The sequence below is a fragment of the Labrenzia sp. 011 genome (assembly GCF_003075075.1).
In the GTDB taxonomy this organism is placed as follows: domain Bacteria; phylum Pseudomonadota; class Alphaproteobacteria; order Rhizobiales; family Stappiaceae; genus Roseibium.
On sequence record NZ_QCYM01000001.1, the window covers coordinates 136638 to 153491 of the forward strand.

Sequence of the window (16854 nt, forward strand, 5' to 3'; positions counted from 1 at the left end):
CTGTCGGGAAAGCGATGACAGGCCGTCAGCGACCGCGGTCGCGCGCAAGGCGCGGCGAAAAGCACTTGAAATGCCGCAAACCCTGTTCTCTTCCGTTGCAAAAGCCTCTAGAAGCGGAGGGAAGAAAAGACGCAACAGGTGCATATCATCTGCCGGTTCCTCCGGCGAGGCGATCAACGCAGGACGCTGCTGACCTGTTCTGAACCCGGAAAGTTAGAATGTCGATTGTAGATTCCGTCAGCAAGGCCATGGTGCCGATCCACAGGGAAGGCTGGCCTTTCATCGCGATTGCCCTGGTTGCGACGCTGGTCATCGGCTGGTTCATCGATCCCCTGTTCTGGATCGGGCTCTTTCTCACCGGGTGGGTGTGCTACTTCTTCCGCGATCCCAAGCGGGTCACGCCGGTGGGCGACAGCCTGGTGATTTCCCCGGCCGACGGCGTCGTCAGCCATGTGGGCCTGTCCCGGCCGCCGGCGGAGCTGGAACTGGGCAGCGAACCCCTGATGCGGGTGTCGATCTTCATGAATGTCTTCAACTGCCATGTGAACCGTGCTCCCTTCGGCGGCAGGATCACACGTGTCGCCTATCGTGCCGGCAAGTTCCTGAACGCGGATCTGGACAAGGCAAGCGAGGACAATGAGCGCAACGGTCTGGTGATCGAGGCGGGGGACACGCAAATCGGCGTCGTCCAGATCGCCGGCCTCGTCGCGCGGCGGATCGTCTGTTTCGTGCGCGAAGGAGAAACGATCTCGGCCGGTGACCGGTTCGGTCTTATCCGCTTCGGCTCCAGGCTCGATGTCTATTTCCCGGTGGGAACGGTGCCGAAAGTCGCCTTCGGCCAGACGATGATCGCAGGGGAAACCATCCTGGCCGATCTGGCACTGCCGCAGGCTGCCTCCCAGCCTCTGACGCGTGTGAGCTGAGGTCGACGGTGGTTGAGTCCCATGACCCCAAGCCGGGCGGGCACCGGAGGCAGCCAAGGTTCCGCCGCGTTCCCCTGCGCCTGATCGTCCCGAATCTGGTCACGCTGCTGGCCTTGTGTTCCGGCCTGACGGCCGTGCGCATGGCCTATGAGGGCGTCTGGGATTTCGCCGTGGGCGCCATCCTTCTTGCGGCGGTTCTCGACGGTGTCGACGGCCGGGTCGCGCGCTACATGAAAGGCACGTCCCGCTTCGGGGCGGAACTGGATTCGCTCGCCGATTTCGTCAACTTCGGCGTCACGCCGGCCCTGATGCTGTATCTCTGGATCCTGAAGGAGGCCGGGTCGATCGGCTGGATTGCGGCGCTGATCTTCGCCATTTCCGCGGCCCTTCGCCTTGCCCGCTTCAATGTGGCCCTGGATGATCCGCAAAAGCCGGCCTGGACACATCGTTTCTTTACCGGCGTTCCGGCACCGGCGGGCGCCTTGACGGTGCTGCTGCCGCTTTATCTGGATTTTCTCGGGCTGTTTCCGCACTGGTTTGCCGACGAGGCCTTCGTGGCGGCCTATACGATCCTCATCGCCTTCCTGCTGATCAGCCGTCTGCCGACCTTTTCCGGAAAGTCATTCGGCACCCGGGTCCGGCGGGACTACGTGCTGCCTCTTTTCGTCGTCGCCGTGCTGATCGTGGCGCTTGTCGTCAGTTATCCGTTCCGGATGCTGGCCGGCGGCTCGGTGCTGTATCTGCTGAGCATTCCGTTTTCCTGGCGCGAACACCGCAAGCTGGTCCTGGCCGATGCATCGCTTGCCCTGGATGACGATGGCGACGAATGCGACACCGATCTCGACAATCTCGGCGATCGGGACAAGGACCACGGCGGCTAGGCCGGTATTCAAGTTGCCCGGCACCGGGGTGCCCTTCTTTGGAAGCTCCTCTCCGGAGGAGGAAGGTCACGTCGGCCGTTTGCGGATGAATTTCTGTTCGGTGACCGCCTTGCCCCATTGGTCGCCGACATATTCGTCCGCCAGTTCGAAGCCGCTTCTTTCGTAGAGGGCGCGGGCCGTATCCAGGCCCTTCAGGGTCCAGAGATGAATCTCGTCGAACCCGAGCCTGTCGCAGTGGGAAAGGGCCTTGCGAAGGAGCGCCTTGCCGAGCCCTTTTCCGCGCAGACGTTCGGACAGGATGAACCAGCGCAGATGGGCCGTATTGCCACCCAGATCCTCGCCATCGATGGTGATCGAACCGATCACCTGACCGTCCTCGACCACGCTCCAGCTGTTGTTCGCGGGATTGCCGATCCGTCGCATGAAGTCACCCATTGCCCTTGAGACCACGCTTTCGAAGGCCGGTCCCGTTCCGACAATCCCTCCGTGGGTACGGGCATGCATGGCGGCGACATCGCCGATCATGCCGGTCTGATAACCTTCCACGATCTCGAAAGCGGATCGTGGTGCTTGCGGCGCTTCTTCTGGAGATGACAGCGCCTCGGCATAGGCGGCGAGGCTCCCGGCAACGGTTGCCGCCGATATGCCCTTTACCCTCGACAGCGCGCCGCGGGTCATCTGTTCACCGAAGCGGTCGATGGCCCGGAAGGTCTCCTGACCAGCCGCCGTCAGGCTCAGGCCGAAGGCCCGGCGATCGGTCTGGGACCGGGCCAGTTCGATTTCGCCTCGTTTTTCAAGGGTTTTCAGCAAGCGGCTGACAGTGGATTTCTCCAGTTTCAGCCGCACGGCGAGGTCCCTGGCCGTCAGGCCGGGGTGAAGCCCGATCTCCATGATCGCATGGACACCCGAGCCGGACAAATCCGTCCCGGCAATGGTCTTGTCGAGAAAACCGAATTCCCGGACCAGTTTCCGGGACGCGGCGCGGATGTCCTTCACAAGGGCGGGAGAGGGGTCTGACATCTTTGAAATCCATATAGTTGTATAGAGCAACTATATGGCTGGCGGACCCTGTCTGCAAGGGTGGCCCATGCCGCACCGTTGGCGTGCGGAACGGGCCTTGCAATCGTGGTCGCCGGAGACCGGCAGACCTTCCGGTCCGCCAAGGCCTTACTCGGCGGCGTGCGGCAGGTCCTGCTGCGGGGAAGCTTCGGACGGTTTCTGTTTCGGCAGGGTGACCACCGTGGCCGCGACCCTGTCCTGATCCGGTTCATCTGTCCCGGCCGGGCGGTCATTCGATGCCGTCACGACGGCAGGACCGGACCGGAAACGGGCCACGATTTTCCAGAAGGTCGCCGACCATACACTCGGCACCGCAATCATGACCGGGATCATCAGCAGCGTCAGCAGGGTGGAGAAGGCCAGGCCCGAGATCACCGCCGTTGCCAGCTGCACCCACCAGACCGCGGTAATGCTGCCGTAGGAAATCACATGATTGAAGAAATCGAAGTTGACCATCGTGGCCATCGGAATGAGGCCGGCGATGGTGGTGATCGTGGTCAGCAGGATCGGGCGGATTCGCTGGGCGGAGGTTTTCAGGATTGCGTCCAGAGGAGGCAGCCCGTCTTCAAGGAAGCGGTTGTAGGTATCGATCAGCACGATGGCATTGTTCACCACGATCCCGGCGAGCGCGACCACCCCGGTCCCGGTCATGATGATCGAGAACGGCTGGTTGGTGATGAGCATGCCCAGCAGCACCCCGAAGCCCGAAAGGACCACGGTCGAGAGTGTCAGGAAGGTCTGGTAGAAGGAATTGAACTGGGTCAGCAGGATCAGGAACATCAGGAAGAGCGAGGCAAACATCGCCTTCATCAGGAATTCACCCGACTCCTGCTGATCCTCGTCCGCGCCGCGGAACTTCAGATAGACATTGTCCGGCCATTCCTGGCCGTCCAGCCAGGTCTGCAGGGCGGCAACCTGTTCCGTCGGATTGGAGCCTGAGTCCGGATCGACTGTCGCTTTCACCATCATCGAATAGAGACCGTCGCGTCGGACGATTTCCGACACTTTCGCCGCGGGTACACGGCTGACGAAATTGGCCATCGGCACCAGTCCGAGGCTGGTCTGCAGGCGTAACTGGTCGAAGCGGCCGATGCTGCGTTCGTTTTCCGGCAGGCGCACGCGGATGTCCACCTCGTCCTCGCTGTCGCCGGGACGGTAGGTGCCGATCAGAACGCCGTTGGTGACAAGCTGGACCATGTTGCCGACAGAGGCGATATGGGCCTGATAGCGGCCGGCCTGTTCCCGGTCGATGGAAATCTGCCATTCGATGCCGGGCAGGGGCCGGTCGTCCTCCTGGTCCATCAGCGTTTCTTCGCCGTTGATGTGCTCCCGGATCCTGGCAACCGCCGCGACCATGTCGTCATAGTCGGTCGACTTGACTTCAAGCTGGACATCCTTGCCGGTGGGCGGACCTCCCTCGATCTTGCGGGTTTCCACCTTGATGCCGGGAATGTCGGCCGTCTGTGCGCGGATATCGGCGAAGATTTCCTTCGCCACGCGCCGGCAGCAGAAATCGGCAAGTTCGATGTTGATTTCGCCCATGACGTCGGCAGGCTTGTCCTGAACATCGCCGACCGACGGCCCGCCGGAAGAGCCGCCCGGCGTGAAGGCATTGGTGATGACGTTTTCGACACCTTGGATGGACATGATCCGGTCTTCCACCTGGACGACCAGATCCCTGGCTTCCGCCGCCGACATGTTGCCACGGCCGGACACCAGCACCACGGCCTGTTCCGGCTCCTCGTCGATGAAGAATTGCACACCGGTGGGATTGGCGATGAAGGCGCCGATAATTGCGGCGCAACTGACGACCAGCACGAGAAGCGCGGCGACGTTTCCGATGGGGCTGCCGGCAAACAGTTTCAGGATGCGGACATAGATGCCGGTGAACCCTCGGACGTTCTTGACGTCAAAGGCTTCGGACCCTGAAAGCTTGGCGGCTTCAATCCGGTCCAGTTCAGCACGTTTTGCGGCCCGGTCCTGGGACCAGCGCACGAAGGGGCGCAGGATGCGGTAGGAGAAATAGCCCATCACGGCAAAGGCCAGAAGGCCGAGCACAACTGTCAGGGGCAGGATCAGGTCTGCGGGAACGCGGCCCGTCAGGACCAGCGGCAAGAAGGGGCCAGCGATCACCGCGAGGTTGGACAGGACCGCAATTGTCAGGGCCAGCAGAACGGTTGCATGGCGGCTCATCCAGTGGGAGATCTGGGCAAGGATGCCGCCGGTCACGGGCAGGAACACCATCGCCGTGAACAGCGACGCGGTCAGAACGATGATCACCATGATCGGCAGATAGCTCATGAACTCGCCGGCGACCCCGGGCCACAGCAGCATCGGCAGGAAGGCCACAAGTGTCGTCGCGGTGGAGGAGACGATCGGCCAGAACATCAGTTTCGCCGCACGGATATAGGCCTCCCGGTCCTCCATGCCTTCATGGATCTTCCGGTCCGCATATTCCGTCATGACGATCGCGCCATCGACAAGCAGGCCGACAGTCAGCACCAGGCCGAACATGACCATGTTGTTGACCGTCTGGCCGATGCCGCCGAGGATGAGAAAGCCGACCATGAAGGAGGTCGGAATCGCGAGGCCGACGAGCAGGGCGGAGCGCAGGCCAAGCGCCGCCAGAACCAGGATCATCACCAGGAAGATCGCGGTCAGGATCGAGGACTGCAGCGAGCCAAGCACTTCGAAGATGTTGTTGGACTGGTCGAGCATCATGTCGACGCGGATCGTCTCCGGCCAGTCCTTCGAGGCGTTTTCGACCACCTCCCGCACAGCGGTGTTGTTTTCGATGATGTTGGTGCCGATCCGCTTGATCACCTGGAGGGAGATCGCGGGATTGCCGTTGACGCGCGTATAGGCGCTCGCATCCTTGAAGGTGCGCCGGATTTCGGCAACGTCGGCCAGGGTGACGACGCCTTCGCCGCTCTGTTTCAGGGGCAGGGAGTAAACGTCCTCGGCGGTTTCCACGAGGCCGGGCACCTTGACGTTGAAACGGCCCTTGCCGCCGTCGATGAAGCCAGCCGGAACGAGCTGGTTGTTGAGCTGCAGCGTGTTCAGCAGTTCCTGCTGGGTGATCGAATAGGATTCCAGTTTCTGGGTATCGATCAGCACTTCCAGCAGCTCTTCCCGATGGCCGGTCAGATCCGCAGAGCGCACCGTGTCGATCGCCTCGATTTCATCCTTCAGCCGCCGGGCATGCTGATAGAGCGTGCGTTCCGGAACATTGCCCGAAAGGGCGATGATCATGGTCGGCGCCAGTGCGAAGTTCATCTCGGTGATCGTCGGCTCTTCCGCTTCCTCGGGAAGATTGCTTTTTGCCTGATCGACCTTGTCGCGCACATCCGCCAACGCCTCGTCTTTGTCGAAGGAGATGTCGAATTCCAGGACGATCCCCGCGTGGCTTTCCGACGCGATGGCAGTGATCTCCTTCAGGCCGTCCAGGCCGCGCAGTTCCGTTTCCATCGGCCGCACCAGAAGGCGTTCCGAATCCTCCGGCGAAATGCCCTGCTGAACGATGGAGATGTAGAAGATCGGCAGGTCGATGTCCGGACTGGCTTCCTTCGGGATGGAGATATAGGTCGCGGTGCCGGCAATGATCAGCGCCAGCATCATGACGAACACCGTTTTGGGACGCCTCAGGACGCCTTCGAGCATGTCGATCATTGGCTTGCCTCCGCCGCCTCAAGAACCGGTTCCACGATTTGTCCGTCCGAGACGTATTCCTGCCCCACCGTAATGGCGACAACTTCGTCCGGCAGACCGCCGAGCCACATGCCGTCCTGTTCACCGTCCAGGACCCGTGCGGGATAGAAGACGGTCCTGTTGTTCTCGTCGACGGCGCGAATACCGATCTGGCCGGCGTCGTTGAGGGTCAGGATCGCCGGAGAGACCAGATGCGCCTTTTCGGCCGGCAGAGACAGCATGGTGACCGCGGTCACCCCGTCCCGGGCCTTGCCGTCCGGGTTCGGAAGCTCCACTTCGATGCGGAAGGTCTTCGTGTCGGGATTGGCCGAAGGCGAGATATAGCGCACCTTGCCCTGGAGGGTTTCTCCGGTCACCAGCTTGACCGTTGCCGGCATGCCGACGGAAACGTGGCTGATGGACAGTTCCGAGACCTGGCCGATGGCGATCACGGGATCGGAATCGATAACCGTCGCGCAGATTTCGCCCTTTTCGAGATGCGCCCCGACTTCCGCCATCGGGCTTTCGATGACACCGTCGATCGGCGATCTGATCACTGTGCGCTGAAGTTCGAGTTCGGCTTCCTTCAGACGGGCTCGGGCCGCATCGAGCTGGGCGAGGACGGCGGCCACGCGGGTTTGCGCGGTGAAGCCCTTGCTGTTCAGCTGGGTGGCGGCGTCGTGATCCAGCTCAGCCTGGGCAAGCACCGCCTTGGCCTCCAGGACACTTGCCTCACGGGTTCCGCGGTCGAGGACACAAAGGATATCGCCGGCAGACACACGGCTGCCCTCTCGGGCGGGACGCTCGACCACGGTGTCGGTGGTGACGGTCCGCACGGCGACCTTCGCCTCGGCCTCCGTTCGCCCGCGCACTTCCAGAACCGCCCGCCGCTCGGTTGCGACCAGTTTCTTCACCCGAACGCGAAAGGGTGTGCTCTTGGCGTCGCTGATCCGCTGCGCCGGAGAAGGCGTCGCGTTTTCGCCGTCGCCGACACCGCCGATCACGATCGTGCCGGTATACATCCACAATCCGATACCGGCCGCAATGCCGGCTGCCAGGATGTAGGAAAACTTCACGCGCATAGGTCTTGTCTCCGAAACGTCAGGCTTATTCCGCAGCCGTCGAAAGCGGTCTGGCCGCGTTCTCGGCAATCCTGATCAGTGCCTCGCCGTTTTCTTCCAGATAGGCGAGGGTGAAATTCATGCAGGCGATGCCGTAATCCCGGGTCCAGTCGGATCCGGGGTGAGCGCATTCCTCGTCCTTGTGCATATCCGTCAGCAGGCGCAGTTCCTCGTGCACCTGCGCTTTACGTCGTTCCACCGCACGGCGGATTACATCGGCCGGAAGATTGGCCGCATTCAGGGCAATGAGAAGAAAGGGTGACTTGAAGGTATCGGGCGCCTGCGGCTCGCAGAGCGTTTCGATGAATTCCGTCCGGCCAGCCTCCGTGATGGAATAGACCTTCCGTGCCGGCTTGCCCGTCTGGGGCTCCTCGCGCACGGTCACCAGCCCTTCCGATTCAAGACGCGCCAGAGCCGGGTAGATCGACCCGAAGCTCGCATCGTCGAAATAGCTGAACCGCCCCTCGGTGGATTCCTTGCGGATCTCGTATCCGGTGGCATCCCCGAAGGACAGGATCGCAAGACATAGGCTACGTACGCTCATTGAATTCTCCGCGACCGGGGCTGTCCCGGCTGAGCGGTCCTTTCGGCATGGCTGGATTGACGGAAACAGCGGCACACCTGAAGACCTGTCAGAAATGACATGTAACGACTCGATATATCGGATGGATATATGGGTTGACGGTTGCAATCAAGTGTCGGAGGCACGAAATCTCAATTCCGGACAGATGAAATCCGGCGACCCAGGTCGGTTTGAGCCTATTTGCCGCATATGACCCCCTGTTGAAGGGACGGCGGCAACGCTAGGGTGTGAACTGATAGATGAAGATGAAATGGTTTGAGGCGACCTGGTCTTCATTTGGGAGTTCACACCCTGGACTGACGCGGGTCTTTTGGCACTCGCAGCATCGGGAGACACATGGATGAACAGGTCTGACAAGGTGTCCGGTCGGCTGAAATTGCCGCGCAATCCGTTGTTCCGCCTTCTTCTCATAAACGGCCTGGCGGGCATCGCCATCGCCGGTCTGGTTCTGGGCGGGATATTCTGGGCCAATATCGGGAATCTGCGGGTTCTGGTGCTTAACTCGGCCGATCCGGTCGTGCCGGTCGTGATGCTGGCCATAGGGCTGGTGATCACCCTCGGGTCCGTTGTCATGGGATCGGCCGTCATGCTGCTTGGAGAAAACGATAACGAGCGCCCCCCCACATTGCGGGCGAAGCGCTTTCCCCTGCAGAACGATCCGCAGCCGATACCTGTCGCGGCACGTGGCCAACATCGGCGCGATATCTGAAAAATCCGGAGCCTTTTCCGTTCGAAATGGCTCCAGATGGGGCGGGGCCTAGTCGGCCAGGGTCTGGTAGACGACGTTCGCTTTGGCGCCGTTTGTCTGGGGCGGGCCGAAGTCGGCGAACAGGGTCATGGCCGCAGCGGCGAGAAGAAGCAGGAGTCCTGCGGATGAGAGTTTCATCCCTCCGGTCCTTTCGATCATGACGTCCTCCTTGATTGATCCGGGGTTTATAGTCGGGCAGCTTCTAAGGCCCCGGTAACAGGTCCTGTAAAATTTTACCTACCCGCATATTTGACGTGGCCGATTATCTGCATGCTTGCACGGCTTGTCCGGATGCGCTCTCTTGTGCGCGGGAGAAGTTTGCCTGGAGTTAGAGATGAGCGATTCATATCCGCGCGACATGATTGGATACGGCCGGACGCCGCCGGATCCCGAGTGGCCCGGGGGAGCCAAGATCGCGGTTCAGTTCGTGCTGAACTACGAAGAAGGCGGTGAAAACAACATTCTGCACGGCGATCCGGCCTCCGAGGCCTTCCTTTCGGAAATCGTCGGGGCGCAGCCCTGGCAGGGCAAGCGCCACTGGAATATGGAATCCATCTATGAATACGGCTCGCGGGCCGGTTTCTGGCGCATCTGGCGCATGTTCACCCAACGCTCCCTGCCGGTCACGGTCTATGGGGTCGCCACCGCGCTGATGCGCAACCCGGATGTGGTTGCGGCCATGAAGGAAGCCGATTGGGAAATTGCCTCCCACGGTCTGAAATGGATCGAATACGCCGACATGGACGAGGAGGAGGAGCGTCGTCAGCTTCTGGAGGCGATCCGCATCCACGAGGAAGTGACCGGTGCCCGGCCGCTGGGCTGGTACACCGGCCGGTGTTCCATGCAGACCCGGAAACTGGTCATGGAGGAGGGTGGTTTCCTTTATGACTCAGACAGTTATGCGGATGATCTGCCCTATTGGGTGGATGGTCCGAATGGCGACCATCTCGTGATTCCCTATACGCTCGACTCGAACGACATGCGCTTTGCGGCCATCCAGGGCTTCAATTCCGGGGATCAGTTCTACACCTATCTCAAGGATTCCTTCGACACGCTCTATGCGGAAGGGAAAGACGGTGCGCCGAAAATGCTGAATATCGGTCTGCATTGCCGTCTGGTCGGACGTCCGGGCCGGGCGGCCGCGCTTGCCCGTTTCCTCGACTATGTGCTCGCCCACGAGGACGTGTGGGTGGCTCGGCGGATCGACATCGCCTGGCACTGGCATGCGCATCACGGCCGTAGCTGAACCGGTAACCGACCCGTCACCAAAACATTTTTCCGGAACTCCCGCGATGAGCGGGAGTCCGGCTGTCGCGGCAATGTATGCATCGCGCGCGAATTAACCAAACCCGTTAAAATACAACTTAAAATCGACCATTTACGGTTGCACGCCCTGTACCCCTGTTTTACGACTCTGGATAGATTAATTATCTGTTAACCATTGCTTGGGGTTGTAATGCGTTACCTGCTCAGAAATTTGCATATCTTTGTTTTTGTATCTTTTTCTGTCTTTTCGGCACTTTTTGTCGCGAACGAGCCCGAGCGTACCGTCCAGCTGGTGCGGCCTCTGGTCGAGGATGCGGTGGAACTGAGGGAACTGGCGGTTGCAGCCTATGGCGACGTGCGAAACGTTAACTGGCGGGAAGCGGCAGACGAAGCCGTGTCGATTTATGTCAGAACGCTGCGCACGCCGGCGCTCTTGTTCGAAGGTCTCGCAGAAAGGCTCGACGAGGTCGACCGGAAGATGTCGAGGCAGCGGCGGGTCGACGCCCGTGGCCATGCTCTGGACGCCGGCCGGATGCTTTCAGCGCGGCAGACCGTGAAGCACCGGTATCTGATCATCGCCACTGTCATGGGACCTGCGTCCCTTGCTCCGAAAGGCTCTGCCTTGCGGTATCGGCGCTCCTGAGCGGGCAGGACGCGCGCATCTCGCGTATTTTCGCGCGAGCGGTTGACGGTTTGCCTGCGCTTTCAATCCCAAGAGCATCTCGCGTTGAATTGAATTCAGGAAATCGCCCGAACGCATTTGCGCTGCAAACGCAGCTTCGGGCGTCTTGCTGAAGCCATGAATCCGCTTGAACGCGACAGGCTCTAGACGGCCGACAGGGCGATCGCGATGCCCTGTCCGACACCGATACACATGGTTGCAAGCGCCAGTTTGCCATCCCGCTTTTTCAGCTCGAGTGCGGCCGAGCCGGTAATCCGGGCACCGGACATGCCAAGAGGGTGACCGAGGGCAATCGCGCCGCCGTTCGGGTTGAGGCTGTCGCTGTCTTCCGGCAGACCGAGATCGCGCATGACGGCGATGGCCTGGGCAGCGAAGGCTTCGTTCAGTTCGATGACATCGAATTCCGCGAGCGCGATGCCGTGCCGGGCGCACAGTTTGCGTGTGGCGGGGGCGGGGCCGATACCCATGATGCGCGGCGGCACGCCCGCCGTGGCGCCGCCGACAATCCGGGCGATCGGCTTGAGATTGTATTTCTCGACCGCCGCTTCCGAGGCGATCAGCAGGGCAGCCGCGCCGTCGTTGACTCCGGACGCATTGCCTGCGGTCACCGATCCGTTGTCCCGGAACGGCGTCCTGAGGCCGGCCAGCTGCTCCGCCGTCGTGGCAGGGCGGGGGTGTTCGTCCGTATCGGCCAGAACCGGATCTCCCCTGCGCTGCGGAATCATCACAGGCACGATTTCCTCGGCGAAGCGGCCCGAGGTCTGCGCCTTTCCGGCGCGCTGCTGGCTGCGCAGGGCAAAGGCATCCTGGTCCTGTCGTGAAATGCCGAATTCCTCGGCGACGTTTTCCGCCGTCTCCGGCATGGAGTCGATGCCGTACTGGTTCTTCAGCAGCGGATTGACAAAGCGCCAGCCGATCGTCGTGTCGTGGATCTCGGCATGCCGGGAAAAGGCGGCATCTGCCTTCGGCATGACGAAGGGCGCGCGGGACATGCTCTCGACACCGCCGGCAATCGCCAGATCTATCTCTCCGGCCTTGATGGCCCGGGCGGCGCTCAGGACCGCATCCATTCCGGACCCGCACAGCCGGTTGAGGGTCAGGCCGGGGACAGTCTCCGGCAAGCCCGCCAGCAGCGCGCACATGCGCGCGACATTGCGGTTGTCTTCCCCGGCCTGGTTGGCACAGCCATAGAAGACATCATCGACATCCGCCCAGTCCGTATCCGGATTGCGCTCCATCAGCGCTTCGATCGGGATCGCCCCGAGATCGTCCGCACGCACACCGGAGAGGATACCGCCGAACCGGCCGATCGGCGTCCGGACGTAGTCGCATATGAATACGTGGTGCATGTATTGTTCCTGATCTCGGTGCAGGGGAGAGGCCGGAGGGATCCGGCGGTCGGGGCGTAAAATCTTGCCGCAAATCAGGGGTGAAGGCAAGAATGCATCACGGATTTCGGCATGTGTTCGCGGTTACTGTGATGTTTCGGGGTGTCGCAGAATATCGTCTTCGTCGAGATAGGTTCCCGACTGGACTTCGATCATCCGCACCGGAATCTTGCCGGGATTGTGCAAGGTATGTTTCGCGCCGAGCGGAACATAGGCCGACTGGTTTTCCGTCAGCAGACTGGTCTGCCCGTTGATGGTGATTTCCACCGTGCCGGAAACAACGATCCAGTGCTCGGCCCGGTGCAGGTGGCTCTGCAGGCTCAGACGCTTGCCGGGCTTGATCATCATCGACTGGACCGCGAAGCGGTCGCCGTCATTGATGCGTTCCGTATACCCCCAGGGCCGATAGGAGCGCGGGTGGATATCCACCTCCGTGCGGCCTTCGGCCTTCAGCTGCTCCACGATCTTTTTCACGTCCTGGGCCTTGTCCTTGTGGGCCACAAGAACACTGTCCGTGGTGGCGATCACCATGACGTCCTCAAGGCCGATAAGCGAGACCAGTCCGCGGCCCGCATAGGCAAGACAGCCCGAGCTGTCCAGAAAGCGGGCGTCTCCAAGGGCGGAATTGCCGTCGCCGTCCTTGTCGAGAACGTTCCAGATCGCCGACCATGACCCCAGGTCGTCCCATTCGGGCGCCATCGGGGCGCATACGACATTGTCCGCCTTTTCCATGATCGCGTAGTCGACGGAGATGTCGGAGAGTTTCTCGAAGCTTTCCTGGTCGAGCCGCGTGAAATCCAGATCCCCGTGCCGGGAGTCCATCACCGCGGAAACGTCTTCGAACATCTCCGGCTGGAGGGTCCTGAAGGCGTCGATCATCGTTTGTGCCGAATACAGGAAGATGCCGGCGTTCCAGACATATCCGCCATCCTTGAGGAATGCCTCGGCACGGGCGAGATCGGGCTTTTCGACGAAGGCCTCCACCGGGCGGACCGGGGCGTCGCCCCCGGTTACCTTGATGTAGCCGTAACCGGTGTTCGGTTCGCTCGGGGTGATCCCGAATGTGACGATGGCGCCTTTGCGCGCCGCGTCTTCGGCTGCGAAGACGACGTCGAGGAAGACGTCCTCCTTCTTGATCAGGTGATCGGAGGGAAGCAGGAGAACGAGGGCATCCGGATCGGCCTCCGCCGCGATCATGGCGGCCATGAGCGCCGGGGGGGCGGTGTTGCGGCCCACCGGTTCCAGCAGGATGGAATTGGCTTCCATCCCGATTTCGGAAAGCTGTTCTCCGATCAGGAAGCGATGCGCGTTGCTGCCGATCACGATCGGCGCGGCAAAATCCGGATGGTTGACGCGCTTGCAGGTTTTCTGGAAAAGGCTTTCGCCGTCGAACAGGGTGAGAAACTGTTTCGGTCTGTCCGTGCGCGACAGCGGCCAGAGCCGCGAACCGATACCACCGGACAGAATGCACGGAAAAATCATAAGCCTGCTCCCGAAATTTGTTTGCGAAACGTAAAGTCGGCGCCTGCCAGCCCGCCCAGAGAGATAAACTTCGCCGGTGGAAGTTGCAAGCAGCGGGCAAGAACGCTATGTGTGTTATAACATAACACAAGCAGTCGCTTGGCAGGACGGGCAAGACAGTCTCGCAACATCATGAAACAACAAGCTTTCACACAAGAAGACACGCCAGTGCCACGGCAGGACAGCGTATTGGTTCAGCTGGAGCGGGCGGGAATTCGCAGGGGCTCGGACTGGCTTGTCCGCGGGGTCGATCTGACGGTTTCGCCGGGCGAAATCGTGACGCTGATCGGACCGAACGGCTCCGGCAAATCCACGACCGCCAAAATGGCGCTCGGCATCCTGAAGCCAAGCGAGGGGCGTGCGTCGAGACGTCCGGGCCTCAAGGTCGGCTATGTTCCCCAGAAACTTGCCATAGACTGGACTCTGCCGCTGAACGTCCGGCGCTTCCTGCGTCTGACCAATCCGCTTTCGGACGCGCAATGCAGGGAGGCTCTGGAGCAGACCGGCGCCGGCAGACTGATGAATTCGGAAATGCGGACCCTGTCGGGTGGTGAGCTTCAGCGTGTCATGCTGGCACGGGCCATCGGACGGAAACCGGATCTCCTGGTGCTCGACGAGCCGGTGCAAGGTGTGGACTATGCCGGCGAAATCGCGATCTACGAGCTGATCTCCGAAATTCGCGGCTCGCTCGGCTGCGGCATCCTGATGATCTCCCACGATCTTCACATCGTCATGGCGGCCGCGGACCAGGTCATCTGCCTGAACGGCCATGTCTGCTGCCGGGGCACGCCCTCGGACGTCAGCCGGGATGACAGCTACCATGCTCTTTTCGGCGCGCGCGCCGGCGCCTCCCTGGCTGTCTATGAACATCATCATGACCACGTTCACCTGCCGGACGGGCAAGTCCGGCATGCCGATGGCACGGTGTGCTCGCACGGCCCTGGGGACCATCACGGGCATGGCGGTGACGACCATGTGGCGGACGAAACCGCCGTTGACGGGGCGGGCAAAGACAGAGATGTCGGCAATGCTGGATGATTTTTTCACAAGGGCCCTGGTTGCGGGCGTTGGAGTCGCGGTGGTTGCGGGCCCGTTGGGCTGTTTCGTCATCTGGCGCCGGATGGCCTATTTTGGCGACACGCTCTCGCATGCCGCGCTGCTTGGCGTCTCCCTGTCGCTGCTGCTGGAAATCAACACCACCCTGGCGGTCGCGGGTGTTTCCGTGCTCCTGGCCGTTGTGCTGCTTTTCCTGCGGCGCAGCGACACCCTGTCGTCGGATGCGCTCCTGGGTCTGTTGTCCCATTCCGCGCTGGCTCTGGGGCTGGTTTGCCTGGCCTTCATGACCTGGGTCCGTGTGGACCTTCTCGGTTTGCTGTTCGGTGACATCCTTGCGGTGACAAGGCTGGACATTGCCATGGTCTATGGTGGCGGCGGACTGGTTCTGTGTGTCCTGGCACTGATCTGGCGGCGTCTGTTCGCGGCAACCGTCAGTGCCGATCTGGCGGCCGGTGAGGGACAGCAGCCCGATCGCACGGATCTCGTCTTCATGGTGCTGACGGCGGCGGTGATTGCCATATCCCTCAAAATCATCGGTGCATTGCTGATCACCGCGCTGCTGATCATTCCTGCCGCCGCCGCGCGCCGTTTCTCCGCTTCACCGGAGCAGATGGCCGTGATCGCGGCTCTGGCCGGTGCCCTGTCCGCCATCGGCGGGCTTTATGCTTCACTGCATTATGACACTCCGTCGGGACCGTCGATTGTCGTGGCGGCCATGGTGCTGTTTGCGGTCAGTCTTGTCCCGGGAGGCCTAATCGTGAGAAGGATGGGGGCGTTGATACGAGGAGACCGCTCTTGAGTGCGCATGCTCACCATGAACTGACGAAAAACCAGGCACTGGTCTTCCAGTCCCTTTCCGATGCGGGCGGTCCCCTGACCGCCTATGCCATTCTGGATCTTCTGAGGGATAATGGTTTCCGGGCGCCGCTTCAGGTCTACAGAGCGCTGGACAAGCTGGTTGAATTCGGAATGGTTCACCGCCTGGAGAGCCTGAATGCCTTTGTCGCCTGCAGCCACAAGGATTGCGCGGGGGGGCATGGGGCGGCTGCCTTCGCCATTTGTGAAAAATGCGGCGACGTGCGCGAGTTCACGCCGGACGAGGCCATGTCTTCGCTGAAGAAATGGACGGAAAGCGAAGGCTTCATCCTCGACAGAACGACAATCGAATTGCGCGGCACCTGCAAGAACTGTATCACCGCAAATTAGCCGTGAGACGGTCCTGAGGACCACCTCACGGACCTACAGAGGGAGGCGGAAATGGTTTTGCTGGTTGCCGGCCTGATTTTGTTCCTTGGAATACATCTTCTTCCGACGGCACCGTCCCTGCGCGCCGCGTTTGTCTCCAAACTCGGAGAGATCGGCTACAAGGGGCTGTTTTCAGTGATCTCGGCGGTGGGATTCGTCCTGATCGTCTACGGCTATGGCTCCGCACGATTCGACGGGTCGCCGCTGATTTACGACCCGCCGGTCTGGATGCGTCACATCACTCTGCTGTTGATGATTCCGGCCTTTATCTTTCTCGTTGCAGCCTATGTTCCCTGCGCGATCAGAGCCAGGTTGAAACACCCGATGCTGGTCGCGGTGAAGACCTGGGCCTTTACCCATCTTCTTGCCAACGGCGATCTGGCATCGGTCGTGCTCTTCGGGTCCTTTCTGGCCTGGGCGGTGTTCGACAGGATTTCGCTCAAGCGCCGCGGACCGGGTGCGGGACAGCTGGAATTTGTCGCCGGAAAGCCCCGGAAATGGTCCGATGCGGCCGTGATTCTGGCCGGACTGGTCCTCTACGGATTGTTCGTCTGGAAACTGCATGCGCTGCTGATCGGCGTTTCCGTGACCTGAACCGGGGACCGTGCCGCGGAAATTCCGGCGGATCGCGCCTTTTCGGCAGGCATTGCCCCACTTGCGCCACGAAATACAGGTTAAGCCCGTTCGGGGAATT

Annotated in this window: 16 protein-coding genes; 9 read left to right on the forward strand and 7 right to left on the reverse strand. The window is 61.3% G+C overall.

The window, feature by feature from the left end:
- Positions 1–218: 218 nt before the first annotated feature.
- The gene (locus DCO57_RS00650; RefSeq protein WP_116696929.1) at positions 219–923 is read left to right on the forward strand and encodes a phosphatidylserine decarboxylase; all 705 of its coding nucleotides are present in this window, start codon (positions 219–221) and stop codon (positions 921–923) included.
- Between the two features lie 8 nt (positions 924–931).
- Positions 932–1804, forward strand: a complete 873-nt coding sequence (locus DCO57_RS00655; protein WP_116696930.1) for a phosphatidylcholine/phosphatidylserine synthase — start codon at positions 932–934, stop codon at positions 1802–1804.
- A 66-nt stretch (positions 1805–1870) separates the two neighbouring features.
- Here DCO57_RS00655 and DCO57_RS00660 read toward each other — a convergent pair whose 3' ends face one another.
- From DCO57_RS00660 to DCO57_RS00675, 4 genes are all read right to left on the reverse strand, one after another.
- Positions 1871–2824, reverse strand: a complete 954-nt coding sequence (locus DCO57_RS00660) for a helix-turn-helix domain-containing GNAT family N-acetyltransferase (protein WP_116696931.1) — start codon at positions 2822–2824, stop codon at positions 1871–1873.
- A 147-nt stretch (positions 2825–2971) separates the two neighbouring features.
- Positions 2972–6532: an efflux RND transporter permease subunit gene (locus tag DCO57_RS00665; RefSeq protein ID WP_116696932.1), complete on the reverse strand. Its 3561-nt coding sequence runs from the start codon at positions 6530–6532 to the stop codon at positions 2972–2974.
- Positions 6529–7632, reverse strand: a complete 1104-nt coding sequence (locus DCO57_RS00670) for an efflux RND transporter periplasmic adaptor subunit (protein ID WP_116696933.1) — start codon at positions 7630–7632, stop codon at positions 6529–6531. The genes DCO57_RS00665 and DCO57_RS00670 overlap by 4 nt, the downstream gene beginning before the upstream one ends.
- Before the next feature lie 25 nt (positions 7633–7657).
- Positions 7658–8215: a PadR family transcriptional regulator gene (locus DCO57_RS00675; protein ID WP_116696934.1), complete on the reverse strand. Its 558-nt coding sequence runs from the start codon at positions 8213–8215 to the stop codon at positions 7658–7660.
- Positions 8216–8594: 379 nt separating this feature from the next.
- Between DCO57_RS00675 and DCO57_RS00680 the strand changes: the two genes are divergently transcribed.
- Positions 8595–8963: a hypothetical protein gene (locus DCO57_RS00680; protein WP_205756046.1), complete on the forward strand. Its 369-nt coding sequence runs from the start codon at positions 8595–8597 to the stop codon at positions 8961–8963.
- 48 nt (positions 8964–9011) lie between these two features.
- On the opposite strand, the gene DCO57_RS23445 is transcribed toward DCO57_RS00680, so the two are convergent.
- The gene (locus DCO57_RS23445; RefSeq protein WP_165814592.1) at positions 9012–9161 is read right to left on the reverse strand and encodes a hypothetical protein; all 150 of its coding nucleotides are present in this window, start codon (positions 9159–9161) and stop codon (positions 9012–9014) included.
- A 175-nt stretch (positions 9162–9336) separates the two neighbouring features.
- Between DCO57_RS23445 and puuE the strand changes: the two genes are divergently transcribed.
- Entirely contained in the window at positions 9337–10248 is a 912-nt protein-coding gene (gene puuE, locus DCO57_RS00685) for an allantoinase PuuE (protein WP_116696935.1), read from the forward strand.
- 210 nt (positions 10249–10458) lie between these two features.
- A complete protein-coding gene (locus DCO57_RS00690) occupies positions 10459–10911 on the forward strand; it encodes a hypothetical protein (RefSeq protein WP_133192605.1) in 453 nt (150 codons plus the stop codon).
- 182 nt (positions 10912–11093) lie between these two features.
- On the opposite strand, the gene pcaF is transcribed toward DCO57_RS00690, so the two are convergent.
- Both pcaF and DCO57_RS00700 read right to left on the reverse strand, forming a co-directional pair.
- Positions 11094–12299, reverse strand: coding sequence for a 3-oxoadipyl-CoA thiolase (gene pcaF / locus DCO57_RS00695; RefSeq protein WP_116696937.1), 1206 nt, complete (start codon positions 12297–12299; stop codon positions 11094–11096).
- A gap of 123 nt (positions 12300–12422) precedes the next feature.
- Positions 12423–13820: a mannose-1-phosphate guanylyltransferase/mannose-6-phosphate isomerase gene (locus tag DCO57_RS00700; RefSeq protein ID WP_116696938.1), complete on the reverse strand. Its 1398-nt coding sequence runs from the start codon at positions 13818–13820 to the stop codon at positions 12423–12425.
- Between the two features lie 207 nt (positions 13821–14027).
- Here DCO57_RS00700 and DCO57_RS00705 point away from each other — a divergent pair, with 207 nt between their 5' ends.
- The 4 genes from DCO57_RS00705 to DCO57_RS00720 are packed head-to-tail and all read left to right on the forward strand — an operon-like array spanning position 14028 to position 16754.
- The gene (locus tag DCO57_RS00705; protein ID WP_244287851.1) at positions 14028–14897 is read left to right on the forward strand and encodes a metal ABC transporter ATP-binding protein; all 870 of its coding nucleotides are present in this window, start codon (positions 14028–14030) and stop codon (positions 14895–14897) included.
- Positions 14887–15714, forward strand: a complete 828-nt coding sequence (locus tag DCO57_RS00710; protein WP_116697310.1) for a metal ABC transporter permease — start codon at positions 14887–14889, stop codon at positions 15712–15714. Before DCO57_RS00705 ends, DCO57_RS00710 begins: the two co-directional genes overlap by 11 nt.
- Positions 15711–16121 carry a Fur family transcriptional regulator gene (locus DCO57_RS00715; protein WP_116696940.1) on the forward strand — a complete coding sequence of 137 codons (411 nt, stop codon included), beginning with the start codon at positions 15711–15713 and terminating at the stop codon, positions 16119–16121. The genes DCO57_RS00710 and DCO57_RS00715 overlap by 4 nt, the downstream gene beginning before the upstream one ends.
- Before the next feature lie 51 nt (positions 16122–16172).
- Positions 16173–16754: an NnrU family protein gene (locus DCO57_RS00720; protein ID WP_116696941.1), complete on the forward strand. Its 582-nt coding sequence runs from the start codon at positions 16173–16175 to the stop codon at positions 16752–16754.
- Positions 16755–16854 lie beyond the last annotated feature (100 nt).

What these genes read in the sequence shown, in the direction of transcription:
- DCO57_RS00650 (WP_116696929.1), top strand. Translation starts at nt 219, where the DNA reads ATGTCGATTGTAGATTCCGTCAGCAAGGCCATGGTGCCGATCCACAGG.
- DCO57_RS00660 (WP_116696931.1), bottom strand. Translation starts at nt 2,824, where the DNA reads ATGTCAGACCCCTCTCCCGCCCTTGTGAAGGACATCCGCGCCGCGTCC.
- DCO57_RS00665 (WP_116696932.1), bottom strand. Translation starts at nt 6,532, where the DNA reads ATGATCGACATGCTCGAAGGCGTCCTGAGGCGTCCCAAAACGGTGTTC.
- DCO57_RS00670 (WP_116696933.1), bottom strand. Translation starts at nt 7,632, where the DNA reads ATGCGCGTGAAGTTTTCCTACATCCTGGCAGCCGGCATTGCGGCCGGT.
- DCO57_RS00675 (WP_116696934.1), bottom strand. Translation starts at nt 8,215, where the DNA reads ATGAGCGTACGTAGCCTATGTCTTGCGATCCTGTCCTTCGGGGATGCC.
- DCO57_RS00680 (WP_205756046.1), top strand. Translation starts at nt 8,595, where the DNA reads ATGAACAGGTCTGACAAGGTGTCCGGTCGGCTGAAATTGCCGCGCAAT.
- DCO57_RS23445 (WP_165814592.1), bottom strand. Translation starts at nt 9,161, where the DNA reads ATGATCGAAAGGACCGGAGGGATGAAACTCTCATCCGCAGGACTCCTG.
- puuE (WP_116696935.1), top strand. Translation starts at nt 9,337, where the DNA reads ATGAGCGATTCATATCCGCGCGACATGATTGGATACGGCCGGACGCCG.
- DCO57_RS00690 (WP_133192605.1), top strand. Translation starts at nt 10,459, where the DNA reads ATGCGTTACCTGCTCAGAAATTTGCATATCTTTGTTTTTGTATCTTTT.
- pcaF (WP_116696937.1), bottom strand. Translation starts at nt 12,299, where the DNA reads ATGCACCACGTATTCATATGCGACTACGTCCGGACGCCGATCGGCCGG.
- DCO57_RS00700 (WP_116696938.1), bottom strand. Translation starts at nt 13,820, where the DNA reads ATGATTTTTCCGTGCATTCTGTCCGGTGGTATCGGTTCGCGGCTCTGG.
- DCO57_RS00710 (WP_116697310.1), top strand. Translation starts at nt 14,887, where the DNA reads ATGCTGGATGATTTTTTCACAAGGGCCCTGGTTGCGGGCGTTGGAGTC.
- DCO57_RS00720 (WP_116696941.1), top strand. Translation starts at nt 16,173, where the DNA reads ATGGTTTTGCTGGTTGCCGGCCTGATTTTGTTCCTTGGAATACATCTT.